The sequence below is a fragment of the Nitratifractor sp. genome, assembly GCF_015487065.1.
GTDB lineage: Bacteria > Campylobacterota > Campylobacteria > Campylobacterales > Sulfurovaceae > Nitratifractor.
In genome coordinates this window covers 1-9,970 of sequence record NZ_WFQN01000042.1, presented here as the reverse complement: position 1 = coordinate 9,970, position 9,970 = coordinate 1, and the positions used below count along the sequence as shown (strand labels likewise).

Below are 9,970 nucleotides of genomic sequence, written 5' to 3'. Positions count from 1 at the left end.
GTCGGGTGCTTCCGCTTGTTGGACCGTGCATCGCACGGTACGACAATGCGGGAGGTTCACGCCCGCAGGCCGTTGTACTGGCGCGAATGCGCCAGTACAACGACTGAGTTGAGAAATATTTGAGCCGCAAGGTCAAATATTTCTCTCCAATGATTTGTTATACTTTTTTAAACACGACTCTAAATCTTCTAACTCTTGGTTCTTCATTGTCAAAATAATCTTCAAAAGAGATTATTTTAAGTTGATATTTTTCTAACTCTAAAATTTCCTTTTTCAATAAAGGCCAAGGCATTTGTCCTTCATCATCATTTTCATTTCTAGCTCTTGTTATCAAAAGCAGTATACCATCTTTTTTTACAAGATTCGCTATAATTGGAATGGCTTCTTTCCTCAATTTTTTTGGTAAAACCTGGAGTGTATATGACTCTACAACAAAATCAAATTTTGTGTTTTTCAAACTTTCTTCTATTTTAAATAGGTCAGCAACAATGTAATTTACTTTTGTATTTTTAAACCTCTCTTTTGCCCACTCGATAGCACTTTTGGATATATCAAACGCAGTAACAATGAAACCTTTTTGAGATAAAAACTCTGCATCATCTCCTAGACCACAACCAATTTTCAATGCGGTTTTATTTCTTGATTCAAAATTGTTTTGCTCAAACAACTCTACCAAATTAGGATTCGGTTCAAAATCAGCCCATGGAATAATTGCTCTTCCCTCTTTTGCCTGTGTGTAAAGTTTTTCAAACCAATCAAGAGGTTTATTTTTACTTAATGATTTCTTTGCAAATTTTCTTGCTTTTTTTCTTTTTTCTATTTCATCCATTCATATGTCTTTTGTAAGTATAACTATTTATTGTGTGAACATTTTATATCAAATACCCCTAGAATCACCAAATAGCAGAACATTTGAGATGTACTGCTATTTACAAAAATATGACAATCTGACATTTTTAACCCCATTCTACTGTATTTTTCTTCAGAATTCCCTTATTCACAATGTCGTGCTATTGGCTCTACAGCCGTTATCTGAAGACAAATGTTTAGATAACGGCCCATATTCCAATAGCATGACAAAATGTTCTGCTAACGGAGAATACTATGCAAACCAGGAAAAAGAAGCTTTTGGATAAGGTGAGGGATAAAATACGCCTCAAACACTACAGCCTCAAAACGGAACGCTCCTATATCGGATGGATCAAACGCTACATCGTCTATCACAACAAACGACACCCCCTGACGATGGGCAAGGAGGAGATCGAATCTTTTCTCAGCTGGCTGGCTGCCGATCAGGGTGTCTCTCCCACCACGCAGAACCAGGCGTTCAGTGCCTTGCTATTTCTCTACCGAGAAGTCCTAGGTGTGGATGTGAGTGAGTGGAACATTCAGGCGCTCCGGGCCAAAGAGCGCAAACATATCCCTGTGGTATTGACTCGTGAAGAGGTCCGACGGGTGATCGATAATTTGGATGGAATCTATCAGCTGATTGTCAAGGTGATGTATGGGTGCGGCCTCAGGATGAGCGAAGTGCTCAATCTCCGGATCAAAGATATCGATTTCGGATTCGATACCGTTTATATCTGGGAGAGCAAGAGTCCAAAAGACCGGACGCTACCACTTCCTCAATCCATCAAAGAAGAGTTGAAAATACAGGTCGAAAAGGTCAAAGCGATCCACCAAGAAGATCTCAAACAAGGCTACGGAAGCGTCGAATTACCCCACCGTTTGGCTAGAAAATATCCCAAGGCACCCTATGAAACAAAATGGCAGTACCTCTTTCCAATGCGCAAAGTCTCACGAGATCCCAGAAGCGGAATTATCCGCCGCCACCATGTTCTTGAAGCGACTCTGGGGCGCAATATCCGCAATGCGGCGAAAAAAGCCGGCATCCAAAAGAAAATCAGCTCCCATATCTTCCGGCACTCCTACGCCACGCACCTTTTGCAAAACGGTGTCGACCTGCGGAGCATCCAGGAGCTGCTGGGACACAAGTCCGTCGAAACGACGATGATCTATACCCATGTCGTGGCGGAGTTGAACAAGGGCAAAGTGATCAGCCCGTTGGATCTGTCGGCTTGATGAATTGAAAGTGGAAGAATGGTGCTTTCTACCAACCGTGCTATAATCCCCCAAAAAGATCAAAGGATTCTCGATGCCGATGCTTGACAGTTTCATGGTAGACCACACCCGGATGCCCGCCCCCGCCGTGCGGGTGGCCAAGACGATGCAGACCCCCTGTGGGGATACCATCACCGTCTTTGACCTGCGTTTTTGCAAACCCAACGAAGAGATGATGAGCGAAAAAGGAATTCACACCCTCGAACATCTCTTCGCCGGCTTCATGCGGGATCATCTCAACGGCGACGGGGTGGAGATCATCGATATCTCTCCCATGGGGTGCCGGACCGGCTTCTATATGTCCCTCATCGGCACCCCCGACGAGGAGCGGGTGGCCCAAGCCTGGGAAGCCTCCATGCGGGATGTGTTGAACGTCCCCTCCCAGGAGGATATTCCCGAGCTCAATATCTACCAGTGCGGCAGTTGCAAGATGCACTCCCTGGAAGAGGCCAAAGAGATCGCCGCCAACGTCCTGGAACGGGGGATCGGAATCATGAACAACGAGGAGCTGAAACTCGATCCCGACAAGATCAAAGGGGCCACATGCTGATTCTGATTCCCGTCAAAGGATCCGATCCCAAAGAGGCGCAGATCTCCCCTCGAATGGAGGCAGAACAGTGGGCCTTGGTCGATTTCGATGCCGGGGGGGTCCGTTCGGTGACCTTCCATCCCGACTGGGATCAAACCGGAGCCGATTGGATCGATTTCGCGGTCCTGGAGAACCGCTTCGAGAACGCCATGGATCTGATGGAGGCCGGGATGATGGTCTTGGCCCGCCGGGAAGGGCAGGAGACCATCGAACTGATTATGGAAGGATTCAAGTTCAAGGAACTGGATGAAATCGGTTTTTAAAGAACCGATTTCAGGATTTGTCAATGCGACCGCAGATAGAAGAGCCGTACGGTACGCAAAGGGCCGTAGAGGACATAGGCGGTGATTAGAAGAGCCAGTCCCTCGTTGCTGAAAAGATAGAGCAGCGAAGCAGTGAGGGTGAGAATGACCAGGGTTTTGAGAAGCAGAGGGCGGTTGAGATCGATCTTTTTGAACGAGGGATAGCGGATGTTGCTGACCATCAACAGACTGACCAGCAACGCGGCAAAGAGAAGCAGCGCGCCCAGAGAGTGGAGCTGATGCTTCTCCAGCAGCAGTGACCACCCCGCGACGAAGATGGCAGCGGTCGGAATCGGTAGCCCGATAAAGACTCTCGGATCGTTGCAACTGTCGGTGACATTGAAGCGTGCCAAGCGGATCGCTCCGAAGATGACGAAAAGGGCACTGACCAGAACCCCGAAACGCCCATAGTCCTTGCCGAACTGAAAATAGAGCAGCATCGCCGGGGCCACACCGAAGGCCACCAGATCCGCCAGAGAGTCGAGTTCCAGGCCGAAGCGGGAGCAGGTATGGGTAAGCCGGGCGATCCTCCCGTCGAGCCCGTCGAAGATCAGGGAGAGAAAGATCAGCCAGGCCGCCATGTCGAAATGCCCTTTTGAGGCCTCGGTCAGGCTGATAATTCCCGTAAAGATCGACGCGGAGGTAAAAAGATTGGGAAGGACATAGATAAGTCGGGGGCGGGGTTGCTTCATGGATGCTCGCTTTTGGTCAAATCCGGATGAAAGCAGTGCTTAGGAAGAGGATGCCTCTCCCCCTGCTTTGTCGTTAGGCTCGGTCGGTACATTTTCATCCCGGGGAGTCTCCTCTTTCGTTTCTGTTCCTGCAGATTGCTCCGCCGAGGCATTATTCTCTCGCTTCTGCGCCCGCTCCTCCCGCTCACATTTCTCCTGTTCTACCTTCTCCTTATGGGCCAGACGACTGGGAAGATGGTGACGTTTTTCAAACTCTTCGATGATCTCGCGGACCTTACAGCCTTCGATCACTTCGACATCCAGGAGGACCTTGGCCATCTCGTGGATCGCTTCGGCATAGTCCTGGAGGGTCTGTTTGACGTGGGCATAACGCTCGTCCAGAAGTTTCTTGACCGCCTCATCGATCGCCTCGGCGGTCTTTTCGCTGTAATCCTTGATCACCTGGCCGCCTCCCAGGAAGGCGCCGCCAGCACTCTTCTCCAGGACCATCAGTCCGGCCACATCACTCATCCCGTATTTGGTAATCATATCTTTAATGATGTCAGTGGCGCGCTGCAGGTCATTGCCCGCCCCGGTGGAGATGTCACAGATAAAGATCTCTTCCGAAGCTCGACCTCCCAGCAGCACGTCGATTTCGGCCAGGAGTTCGTGTTTCTGCTTGAGGAAGCGGTTCTCCTCATCCGGGAGATGGAGGGTATAGCCCAGGGCACCCAGTCCCCTCGGGATGATGGAGACCTTGGTGACCCGGGTCGCCCCTTCGGTGAGTTCCGCCATCAGGGCGTGGCCGCTCTCGTGGTAGCTGACGATCCGTTTCTCTAGATCGTTGATCTTGCGGTTTTTCTTCTCCAGTCCTACGAAGGCCCGTTCGATCGCCTCCATCAGATCGGACTGCTCGATCTGTTTTTTGTTTTGGCGTCCCGCCAGCAGCGCCGCTTCGTTGATGATATTGGCCAGATCGGCTCCGGCCAGACCGGCAGTGGCTTTGGCCACCTCTTCCAGGTCCACATCGGGAGCCAGTTTGACATCCCGGCTGTGGATCTTCAGGATCGCCAGGCGCCCCTCGAAGTCGGGTTTGTCCACCAGGACTTGCCGGTCGAAACGTCCCGCCCTCAGCAGAGCCGGGTCGAGAACTTCAGGACGGTTGGTAGCGGCCAAGACAATGACCGGGGTGTCGGAGCCGAAGCCGTCCATCTCCGCCAGAAGCTGGTTGAGGGTCTGCTCCCGTTCGTCGTTGCCGCCCATGGGGCCGCCGGCGGTCCGGCTCTTTCCGATGGCGTCGATCTCGTCGATGAAGATAATCGAAGGGGCTTCTTTCTTGGCCTGTTCAAAGAGGTCCCGCACCCGGCTGGCCCCGACGCCGACAAACATCTCGATAAAGCTCGAACCGCTGACAGAGAAGAAGGGCACGCTCGCCTCTCCCGCGACCGCTTTGGCCAGCAGGGTTTTTCCGGTCCCCGGAGGGCCCACCAGCAGGACCCCTTTGGGGATTTTGGCCCCCAGGGCGATATAGCGCTCGGGGTATTTGAGGAAATCGACGATCTCCTTGACCTCCTCTTTGGCCTCATCCACACCGGCCACGTCGTCAAATTTGACATTGGGCTTTTCACTGTTGATCAGTTTTCCTGCCTTGCCGACACCCAAAATACCGCCGCCCATTCCCTTGGACATCCGTTTGGCCAGGAAGATCCAGATCGCGAAGAAGATCAGGATCGGCAGAAGCATACTGATCATCTCGCTGACGAACCCGTTGCCCATGACCCCGCTGTATTCAATATTTTTCTCATCGAGGATCTTGATGAAATCAGGGTCATTGGCTGGGATCTTCTCAGCAATGTAGCGTACGGTACGCCCCTCATCTTCACCGATCGCTTCAATGGTAGTTGGTGTGATTTTGACTTTTTTGATTTTGCCCTCTTTGGCCAGGCGTTTGACCTCGGAGTAGGTAGCCTTTTTGGTGACGACCACCCCTGACTGCCCCTGAGTCATCATCTGATTCAGTCCGCCGGTCTGATCACCGATGAGGAGCTTGAAGACCAGAATGATGACGATGGAGAAGAGGGCAAAGGCCAGCAGCGGGTTGTCGTTGAAAAAATTCTTGTTGTTCTTGTTGTCGTTGGGTTGATTAGCCATTGACGTCCTTTGTGTTCGTATAGATCAGGGTGACCCACTCATCTTTCTGTTTGCGCTCTATGAGCTCAAGATCGCAGAAAGCGGGCGTAACGATAGCCTCTTTTTTATCCAAAATCCCTGAAAGAATCAAGAGAGAATCTTTTTCCATCCTTGCTTTCAGCTGGGGAGCGATGGCTTTGAGCACATCGGCGATGATATTGGCGACGACGATCCGATAACACCGGTCACTTTTATGGGCGGAACCTTTCCAGATCGCTTCGAATTCCTCCCCGTTGAGGGTGAAGTTTTCCGTCGCGCTCTCTACGGCCAACGGATCAGTATCGCAGAGCTCCACCTTTGCTCCCAGTTTGCGGGCGGCCAGAGCCAGGATCCCGCTGCCGCATCCCACATCGAGAAGGGTATCGCCCTCTTGGACATAGGTTCCGATCGCCTCCAGGCAGCTGTGGGTCGTGGCGTGATGGCCGGAACCGAAGGCCAGAGCGGGATTGATCAGGATATTGATCTTTCCTTCTTGGGGAGGGTACCACTCGGGATGGATGTAAAAGGGTCCCGCTTCAATGGGCTGGACCGAATCCTGGTAGCTTTTGATCCAGTCGACGTTCTCCTTCTCTTCCTCCTCGATTGTCAGCGGGATATCGGCCTCTTCGGCTAGTTTCCGGACCGCCTCGATGACAGGGAGTGTTTCGGCCTCGGTACGCAGGATGATCCGGTCGTTGCCATATTCGATCGCCTCATCGCTGATGGAGGCGATATAGTCGGCCAGAAGATCGACAAAAGCGGGTTCGGTGAGAAAACGAAGTTCGGTGTAACGCTCCTGCATCACGCTTCTCCCCGGGCGAGACGAAAAGCTTCGGCCAGATCGAGGGTGCCCTCATAGAAGGCTTTGCCGACGATGGTTCCGTAGATTCCGGCTTCGATGAGCTTCCGGATATCTTCGATATCCCGCAGGCCGCCGCTGGCGATGGTGGGAAGTCCGCTAGCTTCGGCGATACTCCGGGTAAAGTCGATGTTGATACCGCTGAGCATCCCGTCGCGCCCGACGTCGGTACAGATGATCGCCTCGACTCCCGCGTCGGCAAAGGCCCGGGCCAGGTCGGTGGCTTTCATCTTGCTCACTTCGGCCCAGCCCTCTACTGCTACCATCCCGTCGACGGCATCGATCCCGACAACGATGGGGTATTTGGCCGCCATCTTGCGGACAAAATCGGGATCTTTGACGGCCACGGACCCCAGGATCAACCGTTCGACCCCCAGGTCAAGGTACATCCGGATCGTCTCTTCATCCCGGATTCCCCCGCCCAGTTCCAGTTTCAGGTTGCAGTTTTCCCGGATTTTACGGATCTGCTCCAGGTTTTTCGGCTCTCCGGCGAAGGCGCCGTTGAGGTCCACCAGGTGGAGCCATTCGCTGCCCAGCTCCTCGAAATGTTTGGCGACCTGCCAGGGTTCGTCGCTGTAGATCTTGGCCGAATCCATCAACCCCTTGGAGAGCCGGACCGCCTTACCGTCTTTGAGGTCGATGGCGGGGAGAATTACCATGAAAAACTCCTTATGAGTTTTTCAAATGAGAAATTTCGGTTTACGATTTGAATCATTTGTATCCTTTTGTCTTGTGACTTGAGGGGCGGAGCCCCATGCCTTTGGCTTGCGACTCATTCACAGTTTCGTGAAATTCTCTACGATCTTCAAACCGTTATCATGGCTCTTTTCCGGGTGGGGTTGGAAACCGTAGACGTTCTCCCGTTGGACAGCACTGACGAAGTCGTATCCGTAGTGGGTCTTGCCGATGGCATATTGGTCATCGCAGACCGCATGATAGGAGTGGACGAAGTAGAGATAAAACTCCGTGGGGAGTCCTTCGAAGATCGGTGAATCTTTCTGAACGAAGAGTTCATTCCAGCCCATATGGGGGACTTTATGGGGATGATCGAATTTGGTCTCATCGAAGCGAACGACCTTGCCCGGAATCAAGCCTAAACCCTCATGACGACCGAACTCCTCGCTCTCTTCAAAGAGAAGCTGCATCCCCAGACAGGTGCCCATCAGCGGTTTGCCGCTTTTGGCGAACTCCCGGATCGCCTCGTCCATCCCGTTGGATCGCAGATGCTCCATGGCGTCGGGAAAGGCCCCGACTCCGGGGAGCTGGACCCGGCTGTAGCGGGCAAGTTTCTCCGGATCGCTGACCAGTTCCGCCTTGGCCCCGACCTTTTTGAAAGCGTTGATAACGGAGCCGAGATTCCCCATTTTGTAATCGACTACGGCGATCATGCAAAACTCCTTGGGAGTTTTTCAAATGAGGAATGAGGAATGAAGAACCGGAAACGAAAGCTATGCTTTCGAATGATGAATGATGAATGATGAATGATGAATGGTTTCGGTTTGCGTTGCTTGGTAACGTTTCCAATAACCAATAAACAATAACCAATAACGTCGCCGAAGGCGACACTTCCTGCGACTTGCGACTTGCGACTTGCGACCCCCGCTTTGCCGACTGCCGACTGCCGACTGCCGACTAATATCAAATGACATATCCAATAATTGAATGTACCCACTCCGTCTCACCTTTTCGGGATAGAAATCATATGATTATATCCAATGGGGTGTTAATCCTTCAGCCGATCCAGCTCAGCATCAATCGCTGTGGAGAAAGGGGCATAATACCCCTGATCCTTCGGCATCTTCTCCCGCATCGTTTCGAGGAAGCGGGCGTAATCCTCCAGGGTGAGTCTGCCCCGGAGCAGCTCATATTTGAGCCAGAGCCAGTAGGTGTTGAGGACGTCGGATTGGCAGTACTCCCGGATCTTCTCCAGCTCCCCCCGGAAGTAAAGTTCGGTGACCTGATCGCCGCTGACGTCATATTTGCCCGGGATATTTGCCATGGTGCAGAGCAGATCGAGTTTGAGGTTCCGCACCGCTCCGAAACTGCCAAGGCTGTCCAGCAGGTCGGTGTGGAACTCCTCGGCGTAGCGCTGGCGGTAGTTTTCCCACTTGGTTTTGTTGAGTTGGGGATTGTTCTGGTCAAACCAGGCGGGGAAAGAGAAGTTATAGCGCAGAGCCCGGATCAGGAGCATCGGCATATCGAAGCCCCGGCCGTTGAAAGAGACAAGCCGGGGATTGCGCTCTTCGATAAAATCGAAAAAGTGTCGAATGATCGCCGCTTCTTCATCCGAACCGTTTCCGAAATCCCCCACTTTGATAAAATTGCCGAAATCGTCGGCGATGACGGCCGAGAGGGCGACGACCCGGTGATAGGGCAGGGGAAGGAAGGTGCTTCCGCCGTGATCTTCTGCGTAAAGCTGCTGCGCCTTGTTGATTGCAGCGGCTTCGGAAAGGCCTCCCACCTCAAAATTTCGGCGGATCAATTCGATATCGGGAATGGTTTCGCAGTCAAAAATACAGATCATAGATCACCTTTCGATAGAATTATATCCAAGAGCATAAAAGGCATAAGAACGTATGAGACAGAACTTGGAGTATTACACGGTCCGGAGCCTCTTGGGTGTAGCCCGCTATCTGCCGAAAAAGAGCCTCTATGCCTTGAGCCGCCAGATCGCCGAGCGCAGCTACGCCCCCGGAGGCCGACGGGATGAGAGGATCCGGCAGCACCTGGCGATCGCATTTCCGGAGATGAGTGAAGAAGCACGGCAAGAGATCGCTGCCCGATACCGCTGGCACAAAGCCCACTTCTATGCCGAGATGGTTCTGATGCTTACCGGCCGCTTCGACTATGAAAAGACAGTCGTCAATCTCGAAGAGGCCAGGGAACGGATCGCCCGGCTTAAGGAGCAGAACCGGCGGGGAATGGTTTTTCTGGTCTCCCATTATGGTAACTGGGAGTTCTTGGCTCAGTTTTTTGCTGTCAACGGTTTGCCGGGAACCCTGGTGGCCAAGGCTCAGAGCAAAAATCCACTGATCGACGAGCGGATTATCCAGCCCTATCGCAAGGGATTCGGTCACCGGGTAGTTGAGCGCAAAGGGGCACTACGGAGTATTGCAAAGATTCTGCGGGAAGGGGGCGGAGTCGGCATGCATATCGACCAGATGATCCCCCCGCCCAACGGAGTAATGATCGATTTCTTCGGCCGACCGGCCTATGCCTCCAAAAGTATGGCTCAGCTCAAACGACGTTTCGATCCCCT

The 9,970-nt window shown here is 52.4% G+C and carries 11 protein-coding genes; 4 read left to right on the top strand and 7 right to left on the bottom strand.

All coding sequences use genetic code 11. From position 1 onward, the window contains the following. Positions 1–157: 157 nt before the first annotated feature. On the bottom strand, positions 158–829 hold the full coding sequence (locus F8I07_RS02230) for a class I SAM-dependent methyltransferase (protein ID WP_292655171.1): 672 nt from the start codon (positions 827–829) through the stop codon (positions 158–160). A gap of 275 nt (positions 830–1,104) precedes the next feature. Here F8I07_RS02230 and F8I07_RS02225 point away from each other — a divergent pair, with 275 nt between their 5' ends. The 3 genes from F8I07_RS02225 (at position 1,105) to F8I07_RS02215 (ending at position 2,973) form a co-directional block, all read left to right on the top strand. Further along, positions 1,105–2,082, top strand: a complete 978-nt coding sequence (locus F8I07_RS02225; protein WP_292655168.1) for an integron integrase — start codon at positions 1,105–1,107, stop codon at positions 2,080–2,082. 73 nt (positions 2,083–2,155) lie between these two features. Then, positions 2,156–2,671 carry an S-ribosylhomocysteine lyase gene (luxS, locus tag F8I07_RS02220; protein ID WP_292655166.1) on the top strand — a complete coding sequence of 172 codons (516 nt, stop codon included), beginning with the start codon at positions 2,156–2,158 and terminating at the stop codon, positions 2,669–2,671. Next, positions 2,665–2,973: a hypothetical protein gene (locus F8I07_RS02215; protein WP_292655163.1), complete on the top strand. Its 309-nt coding sequence runs from the start codon at positions 2,665–2,667 to the stop codon at positions 2,971–2,973. The genes luxS and F8I07_RS02215 overlap by 7 nt, the downstream gene beginning before the upstream one ends. Before the next feature lie 20 nt (positions 2,974–2,993). Here F8I07_RS02215 and pssA read toward each other — a convergent pair whose 3' ends face one another. The 6 genes from pssA to F8I07_RS02185 form a co-directional block, all read right to left on the bottom strand. Beyond that, positions 2,994–3,704: a CDP-diacylglycerol--serine O-phosphatidyltransferase gene (pssA, locus tag F8I07_RS02210; protein ID WP_292655161.1), complete on the bottom strand. Its 711-nt coding sequence runs from the start codon at positions 3,702–3,704 to the stop codon at positions 2,994–2,996. A 39-nt stretch (positions 3,705–3,743) separates the two neighbouring features. Further along, positions 3,744–5,834, bottom strand: a complete 2,091-nt coding sequence (ftsH, locus tag F8I07_RS02205; protein WP_292655158.1) for an ATP-dependent zinc metalloprotease FtsH — start codon at positions 5,832–5,834, stop codon at positions 3,744–3,746. Beyond that, the gene (locus F8I07_RS02200; RefSeq protein ID WP_292655155.1) at positions 5,827–6,654 is read right to left on the bottom strand and encodes a 50S ribosomal protein L11 methyltransferase; all 828 of its coding nucleotides are present in this window, start codon (positions 6,652–6,654) and stop codon (positions 5,827–5,829) included. The genes ftsH and F8I07_RS02200 overlap by 8 nt, the downstream gene beginning before the upstream one ends. Next, positions 6,654–7,370 (bottom strand): 1-(5-phosphoribosyl)-5-[(5-phosphoribosylamino)methylideneamino]imidazole-4-carboxamide isomerase, encoded by a 717-nt coding sequence (gene hisA / locus F8I07_RS02195; RefSeq protein ID WP_292655152.1) that lies wholly within the window; start codon positions 7,368–7,370, stop codon positions 6,654–6,656. The genes F8I07_RS02200 and hisA overlap by 1 nt, the downstream gene beginning before the upstream one ends. 117 nt (positions 7,371–7,487) lie before the next feature. Beyond that, positions 7,488–8,099 carry an imidazole glycerol phosphate synthase subunit HisH gene (hisH, locus tag F8I07_RS02190; protein WP_292655150.1) on the bottom strand — a complete coding sequence of 204 codons (612 nt, stop codon included), beginning with the start codon at positions 8,097–8,099 and terminating at the stop codon, positions 7,488–7,490. A gap of 335 nt (positions 8,100–8,434) precedes the next feature. Continuing rightward, entirely contained in the window at positions 8,435–9,235 is an 801-nt protein-coding gene (locus F8I07_RS02185; protein WP_292655148.1) for a 3'-5' exonuclease, read from the bottom strand. A 52-nt stretch (positions 9,236–9,287) separates the two neighbouring features. Here F8I07_RS02185 and F8I07_RS02180 point away from each other — a divergent pair. Further along, the coding region (locus tag F8I07_RS02180) for a hypothetical protein (protein WP_292655145.1) at positions 9,288–9,970 on the top strand (683 nt) is incomplete at its 3' end.

Coding starts and splice junctions, on each gene's coding strand:
- F8I07_RS02230 (WP_292655171.1), bottom strand. CDS start 829: ATGGATGAAATAGAAAAAAGAAAAAAAGCAAGAAAATTTGCAAAGAAA.
- F8I07_RS02225 (WP_292655168.1), top strand. CDS start 1,105: ATGCAAACCAGGAAAAAGAAGCTTTTGGATAAGGTGAGGGATAAAATA.
- luxS (WP_292655166.1), top strand. CDS start 2,156: ATGCCGATGCTTGACAGTTTCATGGTAGACCACACCCGGATGCCCGCC.
- F8I07_RS02215 (WP_292655163.1), top strand. CDS start 2,665: ATGCTGATTCTGATTCCCGTCAAAGGATCCGATCCCAAAGAGGCGCAG.
- pssA (WP_292655161.1), bottom strand. CDS start 3,704: ATGAAGCAACCCCGCCCCCGACTTATCTATGTCCTTCCCAATCTTTTT.
- ftsH (WP_292655158.1), bottom strand. CDS start 5,834: ATGGCTAATCAACCCAACGACAACAAGAACAACAAGAATTTTTTCAAC.
- F8I07_RS02200 (WP_292655155.1), bottom strand. CDS start 6,654: ATGCAGGAGCGTTACACCGAACTTCGTTTTCTCACCGAACCCGCTTTT.
- hisA (WP_292655152.1), bottom strand. CDS start 7,370: ATGGTAATTCTCCCCGCCATCGACCTCAAAGACGGTAAGGCGGTCCGG.
- hisH (WP_292655150.1), bottom strand. CDS start 8,099: ATGATCGCCGTAGTCGATTACAAAATGGGGAATCTCGGCTCCGTTATC.
- F8I07_RS02185 (WP_292655148.1), bottom strand. CDS start 9,235: ATGATCTGTATTTTTGACTGCGAAACCATTCCCGATATCGAATTGATC.